The organism is Sinanaerobacter chloroacetimidivorans (assembly GCF_018128545.1).
GTDB classification, from domain to species: domain Bacteria; phylum Bacillota; class Clostridia; order Peptostreptococcales; family Anaerovoracaceae; genus Sinanaerobacter; species Sinanaerobacter chloroacetimidivorans.
In genome coordinates this window covers 73,392-98,365 of sequence record NZ_JAGSND010000007.1, presented here as the reverse complement: position 1 = coordinate 98,365, position 24,974 = coordinate 73,392, and the positions used below count along the sequence as shown (strand labels likewise).

33 protein-coding genes are annotated in these 24,974 nt (G+C 40.6%); 9 read left to right on the top strand and 24 right to left on the bottom strand.

Annotated elements, in window-relative coordinates; translation table 11 throughout:
- Positions 1-7: 7 nt before the first annotated feature.
- The 21 genes from lpdA to KCX82_RS11680 all read right to left on the bottom strand — a co-directional run bounded on the left by lpdA (position 8) and on the right by KCX82_RS11680 (position 16,614).
- Positions 8-1,393 (bottom strand): dihydrolipoyl dehydrogenase, encoded by a 1,386-nt coding sequence (gene lpdA, locus KCX82_RS11780; protein WP_227018667.1) that lies wholly within the window; start codon positions 1,391-1,393, stop codon positions 8-10.
- 28 nt (positions 1,394-1,421) lie between these two features.
- On the bottom strand, positions 1,422-1,652 hold the full coding sequence (locus KCX82_RS11775) for a hypothetical protein (protein ID WP_227018666.1): 231 nt from the start codon (positions 1,650-1,652) through the stop codon (positions 1,422-1,424).
- Positions 1,653-1,693: 41 nt separating this feature from the next.
- Complete coding sequence (locus KCX82_RS11770; protein WP_227018665.1) at positions 1,694-1,975, bottom strand: ArsR/SmtB family transcription factor; 282 nt, start codon at positions 1,973-1,975, stop codon at positions 1,694-1,696.
- A gap of 239 nt (positions 1,976-2,214) precedes the next feature.
- Positions 2,215-2,442 carry a thioredoxin family protein gene (locus KCX82_RS11765; RefSeq protein WP_227018664.1) on the bottom strand — a complete coding sequence of 76 codons (228 nt, stop codon included), beginning with the start codon at positions 2,440-2,442 and terminating at the stop codon, positions 2,215-2,217.
- A gap of 36 nt (positions 2,443-2,478) precedes the next feature.
- Entirely contained in the window at positions 2,479-3,018 is a 540-nt protein-coding gene (locus KCX82_RS11760) for a permease (protein WP_227018663.1), read from the bottom strand.
- A complete protein-coding gene (locus KCX82_RS11755) occupies positions 3,015-3,497 on the bottom strand; it encodes a permease (RefSeq protein WP_264373262.1) in 483 nt (160 codons plus the stop codon). Before KCX82_RS11755 ends, KCX82_RS11760 begins: the two co-directional genes overlap by 4 nt.
- Positions 3,498-3,533: 36 nt before the next feature.
- The gene (locus tag KCX82_RS11750; protein WP_227018662.1) at positions 3,534-4,460 is read right to left on the bottom strand and encodes a cation diffusion facilitator family transporter; all 927 of its coding nucleotides are present in this window, start codon (positions 4,458-4,460) and stop codon (positions 3,534-3,536) included.
- Complete coding sequence (locus tag KCX82_RS11745; RefSeq protein ID WP_227018661.1) at positions 4,460-4,822, bottom strand: carboxymuconolactone decarboxylase family protein; 363 nt, start codon at positions 4,820-4,822, stop codon at positions 4,460-4,462. The genes KCX82_RS11750 and KCX82_RS11745 overlap by 1 nt, the downstream gene beginning before the upstream one ends.
- Positions 4,823-4,907: 85 nt before the next feature.
- Positions 4,908-5,855, bottom strand: coding sequence for a SufB/SufD family protein (locus KCX82_RS11740; protein WP_264373261.1), 948 nt, complete (start codon positions 5,853-5,855; stop codon positions 4,908-4,910).
- The gene (locus KCX82_RS11735; RefSeq protein WP_227018660.1) at positions 5,809-6,561 is read right to left on the bottom strand and encodes an ABC transporter ATP-binding protein; all 753 of its coding nucleotides are present in this window, start codon (positions 6,559-6,561) and stop codon (positions 5,809-5,811) included. The genes KCX82_RS11740 and KCX82_RS11735 overlap by 47 nt, the downstream gene beginning before the upstream one ends.
- 34 nt (positions 6,562-6,595) lie before the next feature.
- Positions 6,596-7,771, bottom strand: coding sequence for an MFS transporter (locus KCX82_RS11730; protein ID WP_227018659.1), 1,176 nt, complete (start codon positions 7,769-7,771; stop codon positions 6,596-6,598).
- An 87-nt stretch (positions 7,772-7,858) separates the two neighbouring features.
- Positions 7,859-8,863, bottom strand: coding sequence for a permease (locus KCX82_RS11725; RefSeq protein WP_227018658.1), 1,005 nt, complete (start codon positions 8,861-8,863; stop codon positions 7,859-7,861).
- A 40-nt stretch (positions 8,864-8,903) separates the two neighbouring features.
- Positions 8,904-9,251: an ArsR/SmtB family transcription factor gene (locus KCX82_RS11720; RefSeq protein ID WP_227018657.1), complete on the bottom strand. Its 348-nt coding sequence runs from the start codon at positions 9,249-9,251 to the stop codon at positions 8,904-8,906.
- 268 nt (positions 9,252-9,519) lie between these two features.
- Entirely contained in the window at positions 9,520-10,458 is a 939-nt protein-coding gene (gene trxB / locus KCX82_RS11715; RefSeq protein ID WP_227018656.1) for a thioredoxin-disulfide reductase, read from the bottom strand.
- Positions 10,455-11,024 (bottom strand): class I SAM-dependent methyltransferase, encoded by a 570-nt coding sequence (locus tag KCX82_RS11710; RefSeq protein ID WP_227018655.1) that lies wholly within the window; start codon positions 11,022-11,024, stop codon positions 10,455-10,457. Before KCX82_RS11710 ends, trxB (KCX82_RS11715) begins: the two co-directional genes overlap by 4 nt.
- A 39-nt stretch (positions 11,025-11,063) precedes the next feature.
- The gene (locus tag KCX82_RS11705) at positions 11,064-11,207 is read right to left on the bottom strand and encodes a DUF6132 family protein (RefSeq protein ID WP_227018788.1); all 144 of its coding nucleotides are present in this window, start codon (positions 11,205-11,207) and stop codon (positions 11,064-11,066) included.
- Between the two features lie 176 nt (positions 11,208-11,383).
- Entirely contained in the window at positions 11,384-11,773 is a 390-nt protein-coding gene (locus tag KCX82_RS11700) for a desulfoferrodoxin family protein (protein WP_227018654.1), read from the bottom strand.
- Positions 11,774-11,892: 119 nt separating this feature from the next.
- Positions 11,893-13,176 (bottom strand): thioredoxin-disulfide reductase, encoded by a 1,284-nt coding sequence (gene trxB, locus KCX82_RS11695; protein ID WP_227018653.1) that lies wholly within the window; start codon positions 13,174-13,176, stop codon positions 11,893-11,895.
- Between the two features lie 19 nt (positions 13,177-13,195).
- A complete protein-coding gene (locus tag KCX82_RS11690) occupies positions 13,196-15,289 on the bottom strand; it encodes a DUF5714 domain-containing protein (protein ID WP_227018652.1) in 2,094 nt (697 codons plus the stop codon).
- Positions 15,290-15,477: 188 nt separating this feature from the next.
- Positions 15,478-16,113, bottom strand: a complete 636-nt coding sequence (locus KCX82_RS11685) for a methyltransferase domain-containing protein (protein WP_227018651.1) — start codon at positions 16,111-16,113, stop codon at positions 15,478-15,480.
- Between the two features lie 141 nt (positions 16,114-16,254).
- Positions 16,255-16,614, bottom strand: coding sequence for a NifB/NifX family molybdenum-iron cluster-binding protein (locus tag KCX82_RS11680; RefSeq protein ID WP_227018650.1), 360 nt, complete (start codon positions 16,612-16,614; stop codon positions 16,255-16,257).
- Positions 16,615-16,802: 188 nt separating this feature from the next.
- Between KCX82_RS11680 and KCX82_RS11675 the strand changes: the two genes are divergently transcribed.
- Together KCX82_RS11675 and KCX82_RS11670 are read left to right on the top strand one after the other, a co-directional pair.
- On the top strand, positions 16,803-17,279 hold the full coding sequence (locus tag KCX82_RS11675) for a DUF134 domain-containing protein (protein WP_227018649.1): 477 nt from the start codon (positions 16,803-16,805) through the stop codon (positions 17,277-17,279).
- An 84-nt stretch (positions 17,280-17,363) separates the two neighbouring features.
- Complete coding sequence (locus KCX82_RS11670) at positions 17,364-17,804, top strand: MOSC domain-containing protein (protein ID WP_227018648.1); 441 nt, start codon at positions 17,364-17,366, stop codon at positions 17,802-17,804.
- Between the two features lie 12 nt (positions 17,805-17,816).
- On the opposite strand, the gene hypE is transcribed toward KCX82_RS11670, so the two are convergent.
- Genes hypE through KCX82_RS11655 form a run of 3 tightly spaced genes read right to left on the bottom strand, consistent with a single transcriptional unit; the run spans position 17,817 to position 19,893 of the window.
- Complete coding sequence (gene hypE, locus KCX82_RS11665) at positions 17,817-18,797, bottom strand: hydrogenase expression/formation protein HypE (RefSeq protein ID WP_227018647.1); 981 nt, start codon at positions 18,795-18,797, stop codon at positions 17,817-17,819.
- Positions 18,794-19,492 carry a DUF1847 domain-containing protein gene (locus KCX82_RS11660; RefSeq protein WP_227018646.1) on the bottom strand — a complete coding sequence of 233 codons (699 nt, stop codon included), beginning with the start codon at positions 19,490-19,492 and terminating at the stop codon, positions 18,794-18,796. Before KCX82_RS11660 ends, hypE begins: the two co-directional genes overlap by 4 nt.
- Positions 19,471-19,893, bottom strand: coding sequence for an iron-sulfur cluster assembly scaffold protein (locus KCX82_RS11655; RefSeq protein WP_227018645.1), 423 nt, complete (start codon positions 19,891-19,893; stop codon positions 19,471-19,473). The genes KCX82_RS11660 and KCX82_RS11655 overlap by 22 nt, the downstream gene beginning before the upstream one ends.
- Positions 19,894-20,212: 319 nt before the next feature.
- Between KCX82_RS11655 and KCX82_RS11650 the strand changes: the two genes are divergently transcribed.
- From KCX82_RS11650 to KCX82_RS11620, 7 genes are all read left to right on the top strand, one after another.
- Positions 20,213-20,644 (top strand): acyl-CoA thioesterase, encoded by a 432-nt coding sequence (locus tag KCX82_RS11650; RefSeq protein ID WP_227018644.1) that lies wholly within the window; start codon positions 20,213-20,215, stop codon positions 20,642-20,644.
- Positions 20,645-20,759: 115 nt separating this feature from the next.
- Positions 20,760-21,122: a NifB/NifX family molybdenum-iron cluster-binding protein gene (locus KCX82_RS11645; protein WP_227018643.1), complete on the top strand. Its 363-nt coding sequence runs from the start codon at positions 20,760-20,762 to the stop codon at positions 21,120-21,122.
- A gap of 1 nt (position 21,123) precedes the next feature.
- Complete coding sequence (locus KCX82_RS11640; RefSeq protein ID WP_227018642.1) at positions 21,124-21,981, top strand: nucleotide-binding protein; 858 nt, start codon at positions 21,124-21,126, stop codon at positions 21,979-21,981.
- Positions 21,959-22,828: an ATP-binding protein gene (locus KCX82_RS11635; RefSeq protein ID WP_227018641.1), complete on the top strand. Its 870-nt coding sequence runs from the start codon at positions 21,959-21,961 to the stop codon at positions 22,826-22,828. The genes KCX82_RS11640 and KCX82_RS11635 overlap by 23 nt, the downstream gene beginning before the upstream one ends.
- Positions 22,829-22,837: 9 nt before the next feature.
- A complete protein-coding gene (locus tag KCX82_RS11630; protein WP_227018640.1) occupies positions 22,838-23,659 on the top strand; it encodes an MBL fold metallo-hydrolase in 822 nt (273 codons plus the stop codon).
- 24 nt (positions 23,660-23,683) lie between these two features.
- On the top strand, positions 23,684-24,523 hold the full coding sequence (locus KCX82_RS11625; RefSeq protein WP_227018639.1) for an Mrp/NBP35 family ATP-binding protein: 840 nt from the start codon (positions 23,684-23,686) through the stop codon (positions 24,521-24,523).
- Positions 24,520-24,876, top strand: coding sequence for a NifB/NifX family molybdenum-iron cluster-binding protein (locus KCX82_RS11620; protein WP_227018638.1), 357 nt, complete (start codon positions 24,520-24,522; stop codon positions 24,874-24,876). Before KCX82_RS11625 ends, KCX82_RS11620 begins: the two co-directional genes overlap by 4 nt.
- Positions 24,877-24,974: the final 98 nt, after the last annotated feature.

The following is a 24,974-nucleotide window of genomic DNA, read 5'->3' as shown; positions in this document are numbered from 1 at the left end:
AATCCCCCTATTTATGAATTGCTCTGCCAGCAACATCCGCACAAGCTTCCCATATTGCTTCACTTAAGCTTGGGTGAGGATGTATCATATCTGCCAGAGTGTCTGCTCTTGCTTTCAGTGTGATTGCAAGGGTAAGCTCTGAAATCATTTCCGAAGCATCGGCACCCAGTATCTGCCCTCCGATAATTGTATTCTCCTGATCTGCAACTACCTTAACAAAACCTTCGCGCTCTCCTAATGTTAAAGCGCGACCGTTATTTCTGAAATTAAATCTGCCGACTTTTACAGAAATACCAGCCTGCTTCGCTTCCTCTTCGGTGAGGCCAACCGATGCTACCTCCGGATTCGTGTAGATGCAAGAAGGAACGGCGTTATAGTTAACTTTGCTACTCATTCCCAAAGCATTTTCCGCTGCTGTCTTTCCCTCCATAAAGGCAAGATGGGCAAGCAGCTTGCCTCCGGTAAGGTCACCCGCTGCATATACTCCTTTGATATTTGTCTCCATATTTTCATCAACAACGATCGCACCCTTTTTTATATGCAAAGGCAGGTTCTGAAATATGTCTGAATTCAACTTTCTGCCTACAGCAACCAGAACTTTTTCACAGACCTGAATTGATGATTTGCCGCCCACGGAGTAAACCACGGCAAGACCATTCTCTGTTTTTTGAATTTCTGACACCAATGCAGATAGTTTGAAGGCAATTCCCTGACGTTTCATGATTTTAAGTAATTCCGTTACGATTTCTTTATCCTCAAACGGAAGTATGGTATCCTGCTGTTCGATAATAGTAGTTTTAACTCCTAATGAGTTTAGCAAGGATGCGAACTCGATTCCAATAACACCGCCGCCGATTATAACGATGCTTTCAGGTAATGAATCAAGATCCAACGCCTCATTGCTTGTGATAACGCCATCTAAATCGATCCCGTCGATCGGTGGTTTCATTGGAACTGCGCCTGTTGTCAGTATCATCTTTTTGCAGTTGACTTCAATGATTTCATCTATTGTCTGGACAAAAATCGTATTAATGGTTATAACGGTTCCCCTGCCCTTTATAATCCGAACACCCCGTGTATCGAGCAATTGCCCCAGACCTGTGTTCAGGCTTTTTACCACTCGATCTTTCCGGGCAACCGCAAGATCCCAGTTAGCGTTCTCCATCTTGCCATTAATACCAAATTCCTTTGCTCCCTTAATGGTCGCAGCTGTTTCTGCAGTTTTCAGCAAAGCCTTTGTTGGGATACAGCCGCTGTTCAGACATACACCACCCAGTTCCGATTCCTCAATAAGGACTACCTCAGCACCCAGCTGTGCAGCGCGTATCGCTGCCACATATCCCGCAGGACCTCCTCCTAAAACGGCTATGGAGCAATCAATTTTTTTTACCACTTTGAATACCTCACAAGAATCATCGATTTCAAAAAATGATAGGGGTTACACCTTTCATCTTGCGTTCCTTTAATTCATCTTCTTTTAAGAGCAAATGTTGAAACGGGGTAAGTGGTTCATCTTCTTCACTTCTTGTCTCAATGTAATAAAGGCAACCTTCCTTATCCTCTTCTGGTTGTTTCAACGTTTTGTCTTTGAAACAACTTATAAGCCCATTATTTTCTTTTGTACCTAAACCACAGTTCTTACAGGATTTCATACTAACCTCCCAAATAACTCATTTAAAGTTGTAATAACTTACTATTTACTAGTTGTAATTTCAACTAATAGTTTTTTTGCTGTTTCACAGCCCTGTTTATCTAGTGAATAATGCATCCATTTTCCATCCCGATGACTGCTGACAAGTCCCGATTCACATAGTATCTTCATATGATGCGACAAAGTGGACTGCCCAATATTAAGCTCTTCCAAGATTTTGCAGGCACATTTTTCGCCATTCTGCAGCATTTCAATAATCATCAGCCGGTTTGGATCGCAAAGAGCTTTAAAGACCTTTGCATTATTCTCATATCGATTTCCCAATCGCTTCACCTCATATCTATATCTGTCGATATGTTATATACTATGCTTCATATCGATAATTGTCAATCTGTTATCATGTTTTAATTTCCTTTTTATTCGCGTTTACAAATATTATTGCTGGACAGCTTATGTCAAGAGGTGCTTTCTAAATTCTGTGGTCTGTAAGAAGTGAAGTAAAGATTGGGAGATTCCTTCCATCAGCAAAGCCTTTCAGTCCAACGCTTTTCATTTAATCAAGCCTAAAAATACTTTTTAATATCATCAACAGATGGAACTCTTCCAACTACTTTAAGCTGCTCATCGACAACCAGTGCCGGTGTACTCATAATTCCATAGGCCATAATATCCTGAACATTTTCAACCTTTTCAATACTTGCTTCGATGCCTAGCTCCTTAACGGCTTCTCTCGTATTTGCTTCTAACTTCTTGCATTTGGAACAACCTGTTCCTAAAATTTTAATAATCATCTTTATTGCACTCCTCTCGTTTATTTCATTTAAACTTTACTGATCAAATTTTTCTGCATTTTGATATATTTTCTTGACTTCCTCTTTCGAAACCAACTTCGCTAAAATAGCTGCTATAATTATAATTCCCGGGATATCTATCAGTAATCTGGTTACGGTGAATTTCATCCCAAGGGATGTTACCTCAAAGAGTAGCATTGGGATCTTTGTTGTTGACCAGGCACCGATAAAAATCAAGATATTACTGAACTTGACTCCCTTTTTCATAAATACGGCTGCAACAGGAAATGCGCCATAAAGGGGGCCGGCCGCGGCAGATCCAATAAAAATGGATAACAGTATTCCTTTCAAGCCTGAACCCTCTCCCATATATTTTATCATTATTTCTCTGGGCACCCAAATATCAAGAAGTCCTAAGAGAACAAAGACAGGCGGAATTACAAGGATCATTTCCTTAAAGGAATAGGCTGTTATATTTAACGCCTTCATCCCAAGTTCAAAATTAAAAATCGTGAGTATCAAAATAGCAACGGCTACGATTATAAAAGCCCTGTATCTTTTTAAAATTGTTTTCATATGCCAGTCACCACCAAACCAATAATATACGCAACAACAAAAGAGAAGAGAAATGCCAGAATGTTTCTATATATGGTTATTTTTTGTCCAAAGTATTTGATTTCAACCGGCATTGTAATGACACCAACCATCATAAGTGTAGAAACAAAAGCTCCAATCTGCATATACCCCGCACCGCCCTGCAAAAGCATTGCAGCGGTCGGGAAAGCAACAAATCCCGGTATCAAGGTGATAGATCCAACAATCGCCGCCAGTATTACGCCTACCCACCCCGAATCAGATCCAATAATTTTTGATATAACATCAGGATTTACTACAGCAAGCAGAACGCCAACCAGTAAAATCACAACCAAGAATTCCGGTAATATGTTTTCAAAAGCCTTCCAAGCTTTTTTCAAAGACATTTTTGTCTTCTTTTTATCTTTATAGTATGAAATAATTAGCAATACTACGGTAACAACGTATAAAGCAGTATTCAAAATTTTCCACCAACTTTCTGTCTTTCTACAATTAAACTAAATCTTAAAAATATTCTTATCGCTGCATTTATCAACTTCCGCTTGTAGCGTTATATGGCTGATTCCATAATGCTCTTTCAGGAAATGTTCAATTGTATCGTAAATTTTTTCCGCTTCTGACAGCGGCATATCTTCCATATCAATATGAGCCTCAAAATAGATGGTTTTTTCATTGATCATCCACGAATGAACGTGATGGATGTTTTTTACCCTGTCAATTTTTTCAATATCATTTTTTATTCCATTATAGTCCAGCGTTGCCGAGGACTGCATTAATATATCAACAGTGGTTCTTATAACCTGCCAGGTTTCCTTTAAAATATATAGCGAGATCAGCACAGTGACTAATGGATCTATCCATACAATGTCCCATAATTTTATCGCCACACCACCCACTAAAACTCCAATTGATGAAACAGTATCGCTTATCAGATGCAAATAGCTTGATTTAATATTCAGGTTTTCACGCGAGTCTTTCTCCAGCAAAAATACAGAAACAAAATTAGAGATAAGTCCGATGGATGCTACTACTATCATCAAAGTTCCGTTAATGCTTTCAGGTGACATAAACCTTTTAAATGCTTCAAATATTAAAACGATTGATATCGCTAATAACACAATAGAATTGATAAGTGCCGAAAGGATCTCCGCTCTTTTATATCCGTATGTCCTTTTGGCATCTTTTGGTTTTTGTGCTATCCTATTTGCAAAGTAGGATAGCGCAATCGCAGCTGTATCACTTAGGTTGTGGACAGCATCGGACAATAATGCCAAACTCCCCGAAAATATTCCTCCAACAATTTCAGCAACCGTTATCGTTGCATTCAGCAGAGTCACCCAGAATATTTTTTTGCCCGATAAGCTTGAAATATCATGAGAATGTCCTGCTTCGGCATGGTTGTGATCATGATTGTGTTCTGGCATCACTCTTCACCACGATTGGTTAAAAGCCACTCCATGGCCGAAGCAAAGCCTGAAATAGAAGAAGCTGATTTTGAAAACTTTGCTACTGAATATGCTTCCATGATTTCCGCAGTCGAAGCGCCGTTTTTCTTAGCGGCCTTCACATTGTTCATGATGCAGCTCTGCGAATCCGTTGCGATTCCCACAGCCAATGCAATAAGTGATTTTGTCTTCTTATCAAGACTTTCACCCGCATACGCATTTCTCTTTGCTTCAAGATGTCCCATTAAAATGTTCATATCAAGAGAAGCAAGGTTTTCAAGCGGTTTAGGCACTTCCCCCATCTCTTTTTTTATTTGTTCGAAAACTTTCTCTTTTTCCATAATTTTATCCTCCTCAGTTATGCTATTTTATCAAATGTTTATTTTACAGTTGTTTTTTACGGCAATGTACTAATTGTTAGTTTATCTATCCCAAAAATCCTCTTAAAACAGTATCCTCAGCCTCTTTCTCTGTCAGTCCCAATGTCATCAGCTTCGTAAGCTGATCGGATGCGATCTTTCCGATCGCTGCCTCATGAATCAGTTGAGCATCGGAATGAAAGGCTGAAATCTCGGGAATAGATGATACCTGGGCATTGTCCATTATGATTGAATCGCATTGAATATGTCCACGGCATTTTGCGTGCCCGCGCAGGTTTAAATGAAAAATCTGTTTTGAATCATCCTGTGCTACGGAACGCGAGATGATTTGGGCGCTTGAGTCCTCCCCTACTAGCTCCACAGTGATGTTGGATTCTGCATTTTGATCCAGATAGGTGAGTAATCTCTCCGTTACAATTAAACGGGCATTTTTATGAAGAACTACTTCGGTGTCTCTTATCGTTTTATCCACGCCTTTGATTTGAATCATTTCAAGTTCTGCCACGCCATCCTCTTCTACTTCAATAATGGTTTTAGGGTTTAAAACCCTCTCACCGGTGCCATCACCTTCTCCATAATGCTTTTCTATATATTTCATATGAGCGCCCTTGCGCACGAAAAATTCATGGATACCATCATGCTGTGCTTTTTCGCTACCCGAATTGTGAATTCCGCATCCTGCCACGATTAGAACATCCGAATCCTCCCCTACTTCAAAAGTATTATAGACTGTATCATTCAGCCCTTCTTTTGAAATAATAACCGGAATATGTACACTTTCGCCCTTTGTTTTTGGCTTTATAATAATGTTGATGCCCGGCTTGTCCTGTTTTGTTACAATATCAATATTCGCCGTGGTATTTCGGCTGATTCCTTCACCATTTTTTCGAATATTATATGCCCCCTGAGGCACATCATGTAAATCGGCCACTTCTTCCAATAGTTTTTTATCTACCGCATTCAGCACCTTGAGTACCTCCTTTAATACAGTCATTTCTGCAATTACAATCTGAATCAAGATGAGCTATTTCTTTTAAAAATTCTTCGTGACTTGTTATTTTGCCGACAGTCCCATCCTCTATTAAAATCACCTCATCAGCCAGCTTTAAAATACGTTCTTGATGGGAGATGATAACTATAGTTGTATCGTATTTTTGATGCATTTTTTCAAACGTCTCAGTCAATCTGTGAAAGCTCCACAAATCGATTCCTGCCTCCGGTTCATCGAATACAGCAACTTTTAATTTTCTGGCAAGAATGCTAGCGATTTCGATTCGTTTTAATTCGCCGCCCGAAAAAGTCGAATCGATTTCACGATCAAGATAGTCCTGCGCGCACAAACCAACATCATATAGAATCTGACAGTTGTCTACCTTATTTTCCCCTGCTGCCAAATCCAACATCTCTTTCACTTTTAAACCTTTGAATCTGGCAGGTGTTTGAAAGGCGTAACCAATACCTAATTGAGCTCGCTCTGTAATATTTTTGTCAGTAATATCAGTGTCATCAAGAATGATTTGTCCACCATTTATCGGAATGATCCCCATGATAGATTTTGCAATCGTAGATTTTCCACCGCCGTTAGGGCCAGTGATTACATAAATTTTATTATTTTCTAATGTCAAGCTTATTTCTTTTAATATTTCTGCCTTATCATTGTTTCCGGTTAAGGTAACATTGACATTCATCATTTTTAACATGCTTCATCTCCAATCTAAAAGTCTAACTTTTATTTTATATTTTTTGTTGGATGCTTATTTTAAAGCTGCTCTTCACAATTAGTACACTAATTGTCACTAGTAAAAGCCCTACACCATAAATCGCATATAAGTTTTCAAAACTTGATGCGGCAACAATCCTGCCGCCAATTGCAGTTCCAATACCGCCGCCGCCCATGAAGCAGAATGCAACAAGCGACATAGCAAAACTTCTTCCTTTCGCAGCAAATTCTGTTGCGATCGTAAGGAATGTAGAATGTGCCATCATAAAACCAAATCCCATCAAGCCAACTGCAATTATGACAATTGGTAAAAAGTTTCCAATTGTGACTAACAGTATATCTGCAATAAATGCAAAGCTAAGACCTATTACTGCTGTTTTCTTGCGACCTATCTTGCCAGCTATCTTTCCTGCTCTTCTTCCTGCTAACAAGGCCATTATTCCAAAAGCGGTCATAACCATTCCAATCACAAAGTTATTCATATCAAATTCCTGTTTTATAAAACCACCAAGAAATGAAAACGAACCAATTAGAAAGATTCCTTCAAAGACAACTAATGCATAGATAATTGCGCTGGAACGGTTTTTCAATATATTGATATAAGGCATTAATGCTTTCGTATCCTTATTTTTTGTTGAAGGTATATTTTTGCCGATGGTGAACAACAGGATAGAAGAAAGAACTGCTAGCCCCGCGTAAACACCGAAAACACCTCTCCAATTCAGGAAATACGCAATTGAACCGCCAATCGCCATGCTTAATCCCTGTCCAAGGAAAGACATTCCCATAAAGGAACCAATTGCCGTTTGCCTTTCTTCTACTGGAAATACGTCGCCAATCAAGGCAAGCGAAACCGGCATTATTGCAGCCGCGAACATTCCTGTTAGTGCTCTATACGCTGCAAGATCAGGAATTGCAACGGCAAAAGCGCAAAGCGCAGTGGCAATTGTAAACATCGAAATGGCAAAGGTAATCACCTGCCTTTTCCCAAATCGTTCTGCCAGATATCCATACAACAACTGGAACAGACCAAATGGCAGCATATATGCTGTAATGACAATAGAAGCTGACGCAATATCTACGTTCAAATTCTGAGCAATCGAAGGCAGAATTGGTGATACCACCCAGTTATCAGCCATTGCGACAAAACCTGCAAACCCGAGAATGGGTATTATTTTTTTCTTATCCATAATAATAAAACTCCTTAGATGACTTTATATTTTTTGAAAGATTGTATGTGAAGTGTTTTTTGGCCGGTTCAAGAGATCTTTATAATGTTACATCAGTAGGTATCCAAAAATATTGAAAGCGTATCCGATGATAATGATTCCAATCGTTACAACACTGAAAAATACTGCGAGCAGCTTTGTTTTAACTACTTGCTTCAGCATGATCAGCGACGGAAGAGACAACGCCGTAACGCCCATCATGAATGACAATACGGTCCCAAGTCCAACGCCTTTGAAAACCAATGCCTCAGCAATCGGGAGCGTTCCGAATATGTCAGCATACATCGGCACTCCAACGAAAGTTGCGACAAGTACAGAAAACCACTTGTCCTGGCCCAGCACTGCGGAGATAATATCTTCCGGTATCCAATTATGAATCGCCGCTCCGATGCCAACTCCTATCAGAATATAAATCCAGACTTTTTTTACAATATCCTTAAGCTGATCTTTCGCAAAATTTATCCGGTCCGCTCTGGTTAATTCTTCTTGCCCCACGTCTATTATCTTGTTACCGTAGACAAAAGGCTCCACATAATTCTCCAGCTTCGCCTTGCTAATTATTGTGCCTCCAACTACTGCAAGCACAAGTCCTACCAATACATAAGCAATTGCTACTTTCCAGTTAAATATGCTGGCAAGAAGAATAACTGACGCCAGATCGACAAGCGGAGAGGATATCAAGAAGGAAAAAGTAACTCCTAGCGGAAGTCCCGCGCTGGTAAATCCAATAAACAGGGGGATTGAAGAACAGGAGCAAAACGGCGTTATGGTCCCTAACAAAGCTCCAAGTATATTTGCCGAAATGCCGTTATACCTTCCAAGTATTTGTTTTGTTCTCTCTGGTGGGAAAAAACTTTGTACATAAGATATTGTAAAGATCAACACTGATAGCAATATAAATATTTTTACAACATCATAAAGGAAAAACTGGATACTGCCCCCTAACCTTTCCTGAACGCTTAGTCCAAAAACCTTCTCGACTAATAGCGTGACAAGATTAGAAAGCCACTCCATTTTAAGTAATTGGTCATTTAACCATCCGAATATCATCATAAAATCGTCTCCCTGGATCAAATCATTTCAACTTCGTCTTCTATTGATCAATACAACATTGATTTAAATATTTTTCCTTATCAATAAGCCTGTTCTTATCCAATGCCAGTTGAGGATATTTTTCTAAATCGTTTAAAATATTATCTATAGTATTTGTTAAAACTGCATTATCAGTCTTGAGTTTGTAATAAACAAACTTTTCTTTTCTTTCGTCAATAACCAGGTTCATATCTCTTAATTTTGATAGGTTTTTTGATACTTTGGGTTGAGATACATCAAGAATACCGCAAAGCTGGCAAACACAAAGTTCCTGCTGCGCTAAGAGAACTACGATTCTAAGCCTTGTTTCATCCGATAATATTTTAAAAACATTTATTAATTGATTCATTGTGAGCTCCTTTCCGATTAAACAATTTACGTTGCATACTCATATGCTTATATGGGAATATGTATATATTAATACTCATCTATGTGTTTGTCAATACTTAGAATTAAAAATATTTATTATCGAGCAATCTCTTGCCCTTGACTAAGGACCACGAGGTTTTTCGTATAAAAAAAGCCAGTTAAGAATTTCACCTTAAATGGCTTCCGTTTATACCGATCTGCTTAAGCTTTCTATTTTCTTCATCTACTGTATAAGACGTTAAGCGGGATTAACTCTTCAATGCTTCGATATATTTTTCTGCCTGTACCGCTGCAATCGCTCCGTCCGCAACCGCCGTTACAACCTGCCTTAAGCTCTTTTTCCTGATATCTCCTGCCGCAAAAACTCCTGGAATATTCGTGCGCATATTTTCATCCGTTATAATATAGCCGTTCTCCATATGGAGTTTACCGGAATATAGATCAGACTTTGGCTTATAACCAACAAAACCAAAGACTCCAAAAGTCCCATCGTTTGGATCTGCCTTTATCTCTGTAATCTTGCCATCCTTAACATTTTCCAGCGTCATGCCTTCAATTACGTCGCTGCCATGAATCTCTTTGATAACGGTATCAAGCATGAAGTCGATTTTCTCATTTCTAAATGCCTTCTCTTGGATTGATTTAGCTGCTCTCAATTCTTGACGCCTATGAATAACTGTAACTTTTTTAGCAAACTTGGTAAGATATAATGCTTCCTGGATCGCCGAATCACCGCCGCCGACCACATAAACATTCAAACCTCTGAAAAATGGGCCGTCACAAGTCGCACAATATGAGAGGCCCCTGCCTCTGAACTTTTCCTCCCCTTCAACTCCAATCGGAACAGCGGAAGCTCCTCCGGCTATAACGATTGTCTTTGCATGATAGGTTTCTTTATCACACTTTACAGCTTTTATTTCTCCATCAAGAGCAACATCAACTACAGTATCTCTTACTTTATCAACACCAAACTTCTTAACTTGCTCAATCATTCGGTCAATGAGCGTCGGGCCGCTTTCGATGTCAAGTGAACCAGGATAGTTTTCTATCTCAGATGTCTGCAGAATCTGACCACCCTCTAAGTCTTTCTCTATAATTAATGTGTCCAGCATCGCTCTTCCAGCGTAAATTCCAGCTGACAGCCCAGCAGGGCCTGCTCCGATTATGATTAAGTCATATATTTTCATTTTCTATTTGCTCCATTCTCAAAAACTATACAGTAGAAATTATCGCCCAGGGCAAATTCCATTGAGTTGAAAAATCCCGTTTCATCCATTGCCTTTATAACTTCCTCTCTGGAAATCCTATGCGATACAGGCGGTCCAAACGGAGTTTCATGTTTATAGAATTCAATCAGCACGATCTTTCCGTCTGTTTTCAAAATTCGTTTAATCTCACTTAGAAAGACGGATCGATTCTCTATCTCATGCAGTACGGTTGCCATTAATACAACATCGACCGTCTTATCACTGATTTGAATATTATCGCCTTCTACTTGAATCAGATCGATATTCGCCAGTCCCTCGCTTTTAGCCTTCTTTTTAATGATTTCCAGCATCTCGTGATCCGTTTCAAGGGCATATACCCGATTTCCCGTTGATTTTGCTGCTGGTATTGTAAAAATGCCGCTTCCTGCACCCACATCACATATAACATCATTTGAATCAACGTTGATTCTTTTTAAAGTCCCGTATGGATCTAGTTCGATAACTCTTATCGGATTCTCCAGTCTCAACTGCTTTGAATGTTTCATTTTGTACTCCCTGATTTCAGATAAAATTTCATTATACAGTCAACTTATCAACAATCCCATCACTGCTCCATATAAAATTGAGTTCAAGGGTTTTGACGTGATTGGACAGGTCCCCGATGAACACCCAACGAACTTATAATACGCAAAGCCTAAGGCTCCTCCGATTGCTGCTCCGATTATCATTCTTAGCATATATAACCTCCTCCTATGTTATCTATTTCTTTGCACAAATCGCAATTTAGTTTATCATAAATCCTTTTCCCATTATTAACAGTGACTACATCACCAAACTTACCAGATATTAATAAAAGCGGCCGTGATGACCGCTTTTGGCTGTTGGCAAATATAATACCTTCTCTTTATTTGTAATCGGCTTTCCATAGACCATGAAGATTGCAGTATTCAAACACCGCAATGATTTTGTCGTCATCACAGATTTTAAAACAGGTCTCTGCTTTATCCTTTGTATCAACGCAATTCAGCTGCTCTCCCTTTTCTGTCTGAAGATAGATCCATACAATTCTGTGCTCTTCTGTCATCGGATGTGGTGTGCTCCCAACCTTAACAGAAACCTTATCCCCCTCCACAGTTACAACCGGAACATGCTTTTCCTGCGCAGCATCCGTCGTATTGGCTTTAATTTCTTCCATCTGCTCGCCGCAGCAGATTGTCGGCACACCTGTATCTCGGAACAGGCTTACAACCTTACCGCAATGCTTACACTTATAAAATTTAGGTTCTTTACACATATAACATACCTCCTATTGGATTATTATATACTTCTGATACCATTATGTTCGCAAAACCATGCTATTTACCAACCGCCAGAAAGCCGCCCGTTCATGGCGGCTTTGATTTATATAATCGACTATTTTAATGAAACGAGATATTTTTCTGCCATAATGGCAGCAATTGCTCCATCGGATGTAGCTGTTGCGACTTGACGCACAGATTTAGTCCTAACATCTCCCGCCGCAAAGACACCCGGCACATTTGTCTTTGTGTCCTCCGATGCTATAATATACCCCATTTCATCCAAATTAACCTGGTCTTTGAACATCTGCGTCTGTGGATCATTCCCGACATAGACGAAAGCTCCTGCTGCCTTTAGGATCTCTTCTTTGCCTGTTTTTACATCCTTCAATACAACTTCTTTCAAAACGAATTCTCCTCCAACGACTTCCTTAACGACTTTATTGGTCAATATTGTGATTTTGTCATTTTCACGGGCTTCATCCAGCTCAATCTGAGCCGCGCGGAATCCGTCTCTTCGATGAACAATCGTTACATGATCTGCAAATCTTGTGAGAAATACCGCTTCTTCGATTGCCGCGCTGCCGCCTCCTATTACAATAACATCGGCACCTTCATACATTGCTCCGTCACAGGTTGCACAGTAATGTACTCCTCTGCCTTTCCGTTCCTCCGCGCCGGCTGCTTCAAGAGCTCTCGGTCTTGAGCCTGTTGCTAAAATGATTGCTTTCGCATAATATTCGGTATCTTCCGTTCGTATATATTTTTCCGTTCCCTCCAGTTTCACTTCGAATATTTCCTTTAAATCGTCGATCCTTACACCGAAAGATAATGCCTGGTTTTTCATATTCTCAGTTAAAACTTTTCCGTTAATAGCGCCTTCTGTCCCAGGGTAATTGGCGATATGATTTGTAGAAGCCGCCTGTCCGCCACAAATGCTTTCTTCAACAATTACTGTGTTTAGTTTCGCTCTCCCGGCATATAACCCCGCGGTCAAACCAGCCGGGCCACCGCCCAGGATTAAAAGATCACAGTCAATTCTTTGTATAGGTGAAGGGGGTATTACATCTCCCAAAATTTCTTCAATTGCTTTCCTGACTTGTGGTTTTGTCATAAAACCGCTAAGCCTGCTCCCAATCTCTTCGCCATTTTTAAAGAAAAGAACCGTGGGGCTTCCCGTAACTCCAAATCTCAATGCAAGTTCACGATTATCCTGACGCATGATCTTTGCAAAACTTATATAATCGCCATACTTTTCAGCCATTTTTTCATAGATCGGTGCCAGAACATCACATGGCGGGCAGTCATCGGAGAAAAAGTCCAAAATGATAGGTTTATCGCTGTTTTTAAGTAATTCCTCGAATTCTGCCGTGTTCATATACTGGATTTTTTTACTCATGATATCACTCCTTTAATTATTACTTATTACTAATCGGAAAATATGGGCATTTAAGTCCTAGACAATCCGGGTTAAATATATAGTGTCTGCAGGAATATTGATAATGATCCGCACCTTTATAGCGGTCGCTCATATTCATGTATGTTTTGATCGATGTAATGCTGTCCCGTTTACAGCAAAGAGGTCCGGCTAATTCACTGACTGCCAATAATGCTTTACTAGTCGCCAGCATTGCCCTGCCTCTTTCGTCTTTCGATTTTGGGGTTGCGCCAAGGTATATTGATTCGGCAATCCCGGTTCCTACGCAGGCTCCGCAGTTCCCGTGAAATCCGCAGCTTCCTCCCTTGATGTCTTTTCCTCTTTTGATTGCTTCCTGTATTTTACTTGTGTCTCGGATTCCTAAAATATTTTGGTGAGCCGTCTCAAGCACTGCCGGCACCATGCTGTGATGCTCCGGCCCATGCATCTTCATTGTTGGCATATCGAAAACCATTTCGGCAAGACGAACAGGATTTTTCTCAGCAGACTTGATCAGCAAGTCCACCATATGATCCAGAACATCGCCGTTGTGGCATCGGTCACATACATAGTGTCCTTGGATACATCTGATATTGGAAGAATAAGTTTTTCCACAGATACTACATACATGGTCCTCTGCGTGCTCGCTGTAAACCAGGGAGCTCCCGCAAATAATACAGCCGGCCTTAGCTTTTGTTTTTTCTTCAGCGGTTGGCTTAACGGCTGCTTCAGTATCTTCATAAATTTTGATATCATCCCGATAAAAATTAAGTCCTATATCGTAAAGCTCCTGGATCGGCCGGCAGTCCGGCGATAGAATCTCTCCATTATTCTTGTTTGCAGCAACAACTCCGCACCCCCCGCCGCAGATCACATCGTATTTGCAGCTCTTGCATTTTTCAATATTAGCAACATCCCGCTTCTTCCAGTTTTGTATCGCTGTTTCATTTTTCTGCACAGAAGGCCAATATGTTCCCAATTTAAAATCTTCTCTGCCGCAGCTTGCCGTACAACCGTAAATGTCACCATAAAGATCAAAAACCCACTCTGTTTTAGCTGCCGGGCAGGTGTCGAAGCTTGCCAGATACATTTCTCCGGTATCGACCAAATATCGCAGTCCCATGAAATCGGGACGGTGAAATTTCTTCACAACCGGATATTGTTCCGCCAGCCGGGATACATACCCCCATAATTCAGCCTGGGAGAAAAGATGTTCCGGCTTTTCATAGCATTCGAAGAGTTCATAGTTTCTCCCGACTTGTGTTTTGAACAGTTCCGGGGGCAAATTGAGCCAACCTTTTTGATCAAGTAATTCCGCGAGATTCACAAGATCATCAATATTATGCTTATCCGTTACGGTTCTCAGATTCACCGGCATACCATATAAGACAGCCTTCTCAATCCCCGCCAGAACTTTATCGAAGGAACCCTTATGATTTGCCGTCATTCTCCTTTGATCATGAACGGATTGAGTTCCGTCCAGTGTAAACTGGATTTCTTTAATTTTAGCTCTTTTCAGCATATCTGCATATTCAGCAAAGTCATAACCATTCGTTACAGCAGAAAGTTCGTAATCCAGTTCGACACATTGCTCGACGATATACTCAATGATCTCTCTTTGTGCCTTTGAATTAATAAGGGGCTCACCGCCAAACAATGTTATAAACGGTTTTATCTTTGCATCTGCAAACTCTTTCTGTATATAATCAAAAAAACCATCGATGGCTTCTCTGGTTATTAACGATGGTCTTCCGTCAATGCCATGCTGAAAACAGTATGTACACGCCAAATTGCAGGAATAAGTCGGAATAAGCATCAATTGAATCTGGGAATCCCTTATTTCTTTATGGAACTCGTCATAAGCTTCATTCCATGACCTCTCATAATCCCGCTGCTCTTTGAACAAATATCCCCTTTCAATGAGATACTCTGTCATTTCAGGAGTTATATCTTTTCCGGATTCCAGTTCACAATACTGCTTGTATTCCAACTCGCTCATAATATCAAAACTGCCGGAAATCGGGTTCAGAATTGCATATTCAACAGGTTCGCGCTTATCCAATGTTACGATTATATTATTCTTAGGTATGATCATTTCATCCTCCGAGAGTTATTTGGGAAATTGAGGCAGCATGGAAGCTGCCTCACGTCGTTAATTGTGACAGCCGGCTACCACCTTTGATGCTTTTGAGCAGCATTGTGCTGTTGTAAAGTTCGCACAACAAGTAGCTTTCGCAGTCTTCGTCGTAACTTTCTTCATTCACATCACCTCCTTGAGTGCATTTATTTCACAGCTTTTATTGTTAAACTGATGAAATCATATCCGTTTTTTATATATTCACGCCTGCTCAGTATTTCAACTTTTCTAAAACCCGCCTCTAAAATACTGTCAAGATATTCTTCTTCGGTGATTGCACCGCCGAAGCATTGAGCCCAAGCCTCAGGATCATCTTTCACTTCTGCAGGTAGCGGATATTTTGACATTGCATCCGCTACTACAAACCGGCCGTTCGGTATCAATACTCGGTGAATCTCACGATAGGCTTTACTCTTGTCCTGCGCATGATTGATGACACAATTACTCATTACGGCATCAAAGGAATTCTCAGGAAAGGGTAGACTTTCAATTTTCCCCTTGGTAAAAACGGCGTTTGTAACCTTTTTATTTGTGGCACGGGAAATCGCCTCAATTATCATAGCTTCTGAAAGATCTAGACCAATAGCCATACCTTCCGGTCCGACCATTATAGCGGCTTCAATTGTGTCTTCTCCTCTGCCGCACCCCAGATCAAGAATTATTTCACCAAATTTAATGTCTAATTCCTGTAATGTGTTTCCGCAGCTTAGAACACAATCCTGCGAGCTTTCTCCCTCATATCTGATTTTGATCCTGTCTTGCAGTTCGTTTTCGCTTATCATTGTTTACTCCATAGTTATACTGATACGGCAATTTTTAAATTTATATGCCATTTATACCCTGTTTTTTTATTAAGCTAAAACAAATTATAGTATTTTCTGCGATATTTCTCCGTAACATTGTCACAAATTTCATTGAAATTATCACAGGTCCGTTTTTTTGAATTTAAACTCGTTAAGTAGATTGAGCTGATCATTTAGATATGCTTCTATATTATCCCGAATAGATCCTACTGATGCCTTGTAGATCAAAACTTCTGCTTTTCTCAGGAGTTTTTCTGCGTTTTCTCCACACTGCTGCGCGATAATCACCTTTATCCCTTGATCAACCAGGACCTGCGCCGCCCTGATTCCGCCTGCTCCCTGAGCAACCACTGCTCTATGATCCAAATATTCTATATCCTTCGAAATGGTATTGTAAATTACGAAGTACGGAGCTCTGCCAAAAGAATCATAGATATCAGATTCGATCGATTTTTCACTAACAGGAAATGCAATTTTCATTTTCAAACCTCCCTATTGACTTTTCTCTTTAATTACAGTATAAATAATTATGGGCATATGTCAATTACTAATTTAAATATTTAATCGCCATACAATTAAAGCCTGACAAATTGAATCATTGACATATTTTGTTTATGCCGATAAACTGTTATCGTAAAGTGGATTTTTAATAATGGAGTTGATAAGCAATGGCAAGACCAACAAAATGGAGAAAAATTGAAAACATTCCCACCGTACCTTACTTCATTCCATCCGACAAGGATATCCCGGAAGTGGACAAGAATATTTTAAAGCTGGAGGAACTTGAGGCAATCAGGCTAAAAGACCTTGAAGGCATGGAACAGGAGGAATGCGCTGCAAAGATGGAGGTTTCCAGACCAACATTTCAGCGTATCCTTATTTCTGCCAGAGAGAAAATCGCGGACAGCTTGATCAACGGAAAATCCATACTCATCGAAGGCGGCAACTTTACATTGAATATTTGTCCTGTAAAGTGCTCCCATTGCGGGAAGGAATGGATGGAAAGCTACGAAAACCTTGATGCAATCAAGCGTGGGGAGTATGTGTGCCCAAGCTGCGGCTCAAGCGAAGTCTCCTGCGGACAGAACTGCAAGGGGAAAGCTTGCCGGAAAAACTGCTGCTGGCGTCACCATTCAATCGATTAGTTATTTGAAAGCAAAGGACAAGGAATACCATGTTGCTTTGCTTTTATTATATGGTGCAAAAATTACAATTTGAAAGGATTCAATATGAATACAGGGTATATCTACTCAATTTCTATCAGTCCGGAAAGAGGCCAGCTTAAGAAGGAAATCGCTGAAGCGAATATTATTGATGGCTTTGGAATCGAAGGCGATGGTCATGGAGGCGATTGGGGCCGTCAGATTACCTGTCTCAGCTGGGACAGCGTCTATAAAACAAACGAAATCTATCATCTGAATGCCGGCCCAGGTGATTTCGCTGAAAACCTGTTAATCGGCGGTCTTGATTTATCCTCCGCAAAAGTCGGCAGTAAAATCCACATCTCGGATAATGTCATTCTTGAAGTGACTCAAATCGGAAAAGAAGATCATCCCAGCATCGTAAGCCAAACATTCGGCGTAAGTCTTCTCCCAAAAGAAGGTTTATTCTGCCGCGTCATCCGGGGAGGTAAAATAAAGAAAGGGGATTTCGTCAATCTTGTTATTTGATTGAACTTCTGCCTAGCATATTCTGGGCAGTCCCTCACCATACAACATATCCACAGCTCGACTTCCGCCAAGGTGTGTTTTCATGATCACACCTTTTCCTTGTCGAACCTTCGCAATAATTGATGCATCTTTCCCCATTTCTGTTTGTTTTATAATATGTAATGCCTTGTCGGCATCCTCATTACTAACAACGAAAATCATCTTCCCTTCATTTGCCATATATAAAGGATCCAAGCCTAAAATATCACTGAATCCTCTCACTTCCTGGCTGACAGGAATAGAATCCTCTTCTATCTCTATGCTGCATCCGGAAGCTTCCGCAAATTCATTTAATACCGTTCCAAGTCCACCTCTTGTTACATCTCTCATCGCTTTAACCTTAATTTCGTTTTCAAATAATGCGTGCGTAATCGGTTCAAGAATTCCGCAATCACTATGAATATGATTTTCAATACCGATTCTGGCGCTTAAAATGCACGCATGGTGTTCACCGAGATTTCCAGATACGATAATAACGTCGCCCTCGCTTAAATTCGCAGAGCTGATATCCCGGCCATCCGGGATGAGACCAATTCCAGAAGTGTTGATGTATAAGCCACCGATTCCTTCTATTACTTTAGTGTCTCCAGCTACAATGTAGACTCCTGCTTCAGATGCTGTTTTGGCCATTGATGCGACAATGGTCTCCAATTCATTGGTATCAAGACCTTCTTCTAAAATAAATCCAGCTGTAAGATATCTGGGTTCTGCCCCCATCATCAATAAATCATTGACCGTACCGCAAACGGACAGTTTCCCTATGTCCCCACCTTTAAAAAATATGGGATTCACAACAAAAGTATCTGTGCTGAATGCAATTTTTCCATTGATTTGAAGGACCGCAGCATCTTCCATTCTAGAAAGTACATCATTGTTAAAATATTTGCCGAAGATGTCCTTCATCAATTCTGCAGAAGCTTTTCCGCCGCTTCCGTGAGCCATATTAATCTTCATTTTTTATCCCCATTTGAACCATTCGTATTGCCAAATAATCTGTTTTTATAATAACTATCACATAAATAGAGTGCTCCTAGTGGATTATGAGCCAGGACTCGATCTTTAACTGCAAATACAGTTACTGGCGCCTCGGAATACTTAATGAACAAAGAATCGTGTCCTACACAAAGCCCCAGAATTATATTTAGTTCCGTCTCTGCCTTATTTAACAACTTTGCCTGACCAATTGGATTACACATAGGTTCATATGTATTAGGTCTCAATTTTTGTTCTTGGCTTATATTTAAGAATTCCTTTGGGATGCTCCCGTTTTTACAAATAACAGACACTACCTCAAACGAGTTATGCCGTAAGATCTTGCAAAGTGTATTGGCCTCCTTGCTTAATCCCAAGCAAAAGGCTATACCCAACCTGCTAAACCCACATTTTTTTGCAAAATCCATGATTTCTTCAAGCCGCGTTTTATTGCCATAACCTTCTGCTTCTGTCAATGCGGAGTGATATGCCAAATTAAAGTTTTCTTCTTCTTGATATAATTCTTTTATGCTTTCAATATCATCATCATTGCAAGGACAGTTTAAAGTAGTTTTTTCTACTTCGCCCGATCTGCAATAATGATCGGTACACAAAGCGCAATAATACTTATTCATGTTTGAAGCCTTTCCATTTTCTAATCTTGATACATCAGGCATTTTTTAAAGTCACTTATTCTGTCGTAGTAATTCTGAATCGCATTCTTCAAGGCAGTCGGTCCAAGTAAAGAGCAGTGCAATTTGTTCTCGGGAAGTCCCCCCAAAGCGTTTGCCACATCATCATCGGTGATATTAAGCGCCTCAGTTAAAGTTTTACCTTTAGCAAGCTCGGTAGTCATACTTGTTGTTGCGATAGCTGCTGCACAGCCATATACGAGAAACCGTATGTCCTCAATCCTCTGATTCCTGACTTTGATTGAAATGACGATATGATCGCCGCACTCCGGATCGCCGGTTTTTCCTTCACCGTCTGCATCAACGAGATGCCCTGAATTTCTTGGGTTCTGGAAATGATCCATTACATCATTCGTGTAGCCACTCCCACAAGTTTCGCAATACATAAAATCCTCCTCAATTCAATATTCAAAAATATGCGAGTATTTAATTAACAGACTTGGGTTGAGTCTTCATTTTATTTACTCTCTCCATACTATAAAAATACAATTGCCACTCTAATGGTAATCCAATTATGAGCATACGTCAATAAGAGGCGATGCTATTCTTCAATTGGATTTGCAAAATATATCTGCTATTTTCCTTCTCATTCTTGACATACGTTCATAATATGATGTAAGCTGAACGTAAATTTTACTAATTACGTGTTTTAATATTATCAAGGCGGTCGCATACAAACATTCAAAAAATTTAGGTAGGTGAAAGATGAAGCAGATTGAAACTAAATTTAATGTCAGGTATTCGGAAACTGATCAGATGAAAATCGTACACCATTCAAACTACACAATTTGGTTTGAATCAGGCAGATCCGACTTCTTAAAAAGTGTCGGAATCTCTGTTTCCTATATTGAAAACGAGGGCATTTTACTACCACTTTATGAAATGAATTGTAAGTTTAAAAAACCCGCAAGATTTGAAGACGAAATATTGGTACTTACAGGGTTAAAAAGACTTTCCTGTGCTCGGGTTATCTTTACATACAAAGTATTTCAGGCGAATACAAACGTACTTTTAGCTACCGGAGAGACAATGCATGCTTGGACAAATAAATCCTTTGAGCCGGTCAATGCAATGAAGAAAATTCCAGAGGTTTACGATATCTTAGCTGGTTTGTTAGGAGCGAATTCTGAACAATGAAAAGATAATTTTCATCAGATTTATTATTGACATATGTTCAATATTGGTTATACTATAACTGTAATGGGCATATGCCAACAAATATGCATCACAATTCACTGAGGAGGTCTTTCGAATGAAAATTGCTATACCCGTAGATGATGTTTCGATGGATACAAATATCTGTATTTCTTTTGGCCGAACACCGTATTTTTTAATTTACGACACCGAGACAAAAGACGCCGTATTTCTGGATAACAGTGCGGCAGCCAGTCAGGGCGGCGCTGGGATTAAGGCTGCCCAGACAATTGTTGACAGCAAAGCAGAAGCATTAATAACGCCCCGATGCGGAGAAAATGCGGCTGAGGTCTTTCATGCGGCGGATATCAAGCTCTATCAGGCAAAGGGTGCTATGCTGAAGCATAATCTCCAAGCCTTTGAGGCCGGTGAATTGGAGCTTTTGAATGAAATTCATCCCGGTTTTCATGGGGGAAAATAAAATGAGAATAGCTGTCTTAAGCGGCAAGGGCGGCACGGGTAAAACATTTGTGTCCGTTAATATGGCATCCGTAGCTAAAGATTCTGTTTATGTCGATTGTGACGTAGAAGAACCAAACGGCCACCTCTTTTTCAAACCCATAGATATAAAATCGGAAAAAGTATCCGTTTGGATCCCTTTTGCAGAAGATAACAAGTGCGTCGGTTGCAGGAAATGTGTGGACTTTTGTAAGTTTAATGCTTTAGCATATATCAAGGATTCCTTATTTGTTTTCGAAGAGATTTGTCATTCCTGTGGCGGCTGCATCTTATTCTGCCCACAGGGAGCTCTTTCCGAAAGGCAAAAGGCGGTCGGTGAAATTCAGTCGGGAAAATCCGGCGATACTGCAGTGCTGACGGGTATTTTAAATATCGGCGAAGCGTCAGGCATTCCGGTTATCAAATCACTGTTGCACAATTCGAAAATGAATGGCAGCCTAGTTATCAACGATTGTCCTCCTGGTAGTTCCTGTGCTGTGATGGAAAGCATCAAGGATGCCGATTATTGCGTTCTGGTGGCCGAGCCTACCGTTTTCGGAGCTCATGATCTTGCAATGGTATATGAGCTTGTAACGCTCTTTGGAAAGCCACACGGCGTTGTACTCAATAAATGCTTAGAAAGTGAAAACCCGGCTGAAGAATACTGCAATAAAATGGGAATCAAAGTTTTATCGAGGATTCCCTTTGACTCAGAACTTGGCTTAATCAACTCCAATGCTTCTATAGCCGCAAAGGAACTGAAGCCATACCGGGAATTATTTTCCGGCTTGCTTGAAACAATCTCATTGGAGGTTCGTCATGAAACAACTTCTCATTCTTAGCGGAAAAGGAGGAACCGGCAAGACTACGATTGCCGGTGCTTTCATTAAGCTTTCAAGGGTTAAGGCATACGCAGACTGCGATGTTGATGCTCCGAATCTTCATCTGATCATAAAGAAAACAGCAGACGTTATCAAGACAGATTACTTCGGAATGCCAAAGGCTGTCATTGATCCCGATTTGTGCAGGAACTGCGGTGTATGCAAATCGAATTGCCGATTTGACTCGATCCTTTCTTCACACGGATATACCATTGACCAAAACTTATGTGAAGGCTGCGGAGTATGCGTCGAGCTTTGCCCTACACGGGCGATAAGCCTGGTACCATATAAAGCTGGCGAACTGCTGCTTTATCAGAATAACGACGGCAGTATCTTTTCCACAGCAACGCTAAAAATGGGAAGCGGTACTACCGGTAAGCTGGTTACGGAAGTGAAAAAAAAGCTGATATCGTCAGCCGGTAAGGCTGATCTTTTAATAATCGATGGATCGCCAGGAATTGGTTGCCCGGTGATCGCATCCTTAAGCGGAGTTGATATGGTCCTTATCGTAGCCGAGCCAACGCTTTCCGGAATGAGTGATATGGAACGGATCCTTGAGACAGCCTATAAATTTAAAGTAAAAACAGCAGTTTGTATCAACAAATACAATATCAACATCAAAAACGCGGAATCGATAATTGCTTATTGTCAGAAGAATCATATCCCCTATGTCGGCAAAATCCCCTTTGACAAACGAGCGGTCGAAGCGATGAACAGCGGACTGACGATTGTGGATGTCCAGTGTAATGCAGGAGACGCCTTACAACCTGTCTATGCGAAAACAATGGCTCAGCTATACGGCAATTAGGAGCGGATTATGAAAATAATGGTTTTGGCGGAGGATACCTCCAGTACCCCTGCTTACCGGAGTGAACACGGATTAAGCCTCTATATCGAAACAAAAAATAGCAAGATCCTGTTCGATACGGGAGCAAGCAACTTGTTCCTTGAAAATGCGAAAAGGTTAGGTGTGAATATTGATAAGATCGACCTGGCTGTCATTTCTCACGGTCACTACGACCACGGGGGCGGCTTGCAGGCATTTCTTGAAGAAAACTCGAAAGCTAAGGTTTATATTCATGAAAAGGCTTTCGAGAATCACTATTCAAAGAAATCGGACCGAATCGTTAATATCGGATTGGATAAAAATCTATTGAAAGATGATCGAATCATCTTGACCAGTGATATCTTCCCGATCAGCCATGATCTTCTCTTGTTTTCAAGAGTTGTAGGAAGTGAGTTTTTATCCTCCTGCAACAGCTCATTATGCACTGCAAAAGGAGATTCCATTGTTCAGGATGAATTTGAGCACGAACAGAGTTTATTAATCAAAGACGGCGATCATTTTGTTCTCATTGCAGGATGTGCTCACCGAGGGATTGTCAACATCCTGAAAAGCTCTGTTTTTCTGACGTGCAAACCACCTAGCTGTATAATAGGCGGTTTTCATCTATACAATTATAGCGCAGGCATCAGCGAAGAACCTGCGAAAGTAATTCAAATAGCGGAATTCTTAAAAGGAACAGGTTCCATGTATTACACCGGACATTGTACCGGTATAGATTCCTACAATATCCTTAAAGGAATCATGGATAATCAGATTCAGTATTTATCTACTGGTACTGTAGTAGAAATATAAAACAATCAACAAAGGAGAACTGAAATGAGTGAGAATTGTAACAAAAGCTGCAGCTCCTGCAGCGAGGAATGCAGCGAACGAACACAGCCGAAAAGCCTTCTGGAGCAGCCACATGAGTGCAGCGATATAAAAAAAGTGATCGCTGTCGTCAGCGGCAAAGGCGGAGTCGGAAAATCATTGGTAACTTCTATGCTTGCCGTGTCCATGAACAGAAAAGGATATCAGACCGCAGTTCTGGACGCAGATGTAACCGGCCCTTCCGTTCCGAAAGAATTCGGAATCAAAGAAAAAGCTTATGCGGATGAACTTGGGATCATCCCGATCAAAACAAAAACCGGGATCGACATTATGTCTGTGAATTTGATTCTGGAAAACGATACCGATCCGGTCATTTGGCGCGGACCGATTATCTCCGGAATGGTAAAACAGTTCTGGACCGATGTTATCTGGGAAGATGTAGACTATATGTTCATCGATATGCCGCCTGGTACTGGCGACGTCCCGCTGACCGTATTCCAGTCCCTTCCTGTTGACGGCATCGTTATTGTCACATCGCCTCAGGAGCTGGTTTCCATGATCGTATCAAAGGCGGTTAAAATGGCCGAAATGATGAATATTCCTGTTATAGGAATCGTTGAAAATATGTCTTATCTGGAATGTCCGGACTGCCACAGTCATATCAATATTTTCGGAGAAAGTCATATCGAAAAGACAGTGAAAAAGCATCAAATCAAAACCATTTCAAAGCTGCCGCTCAATCCGTCGATTGCAGAATTGTGCGACAAGGGCATGGTAGAAATGGTCGATACTTACTATCTCGATGATATTGTAAATGAAATTGAAAAAATGGAGGCCGAAAAATGAAAATTGCAGTTGCGAGCGAAGGTAATATGGTGACCGAACACTTTGGTCACTGCGAAAGCTTCATAGTCTTTGAAGCAGAAGATAATTGTATCTTTCATACAGAAGTAGTCCCTAATCCAGGTCATAAACCGGGGTTTCTTCCAAATTATCTCGATGATCTGGGCGTCAATGTAATCATTTCCGGCGGAATGGGAAGCGGCGCAATAGAAATCTTTAACGAGAAAAATATCGAAGTGATCGTTGGTGCAACAGGTTATGCTCAGGTAGCAGCCGAGCAATACCTGAACGGAGAATTAAAGTCCACCGGATCCGTTTGCCATGAACATCAGCATATCGGTGAATGCGGTAATTAGAACGACTCCTTTCACTAACCTTCTTCTCATACTGTAGGAAGTCTTTTGGTTATTTATCAGAAGGCTTCTTGCATTATTGACATATGCCAATTACCAGT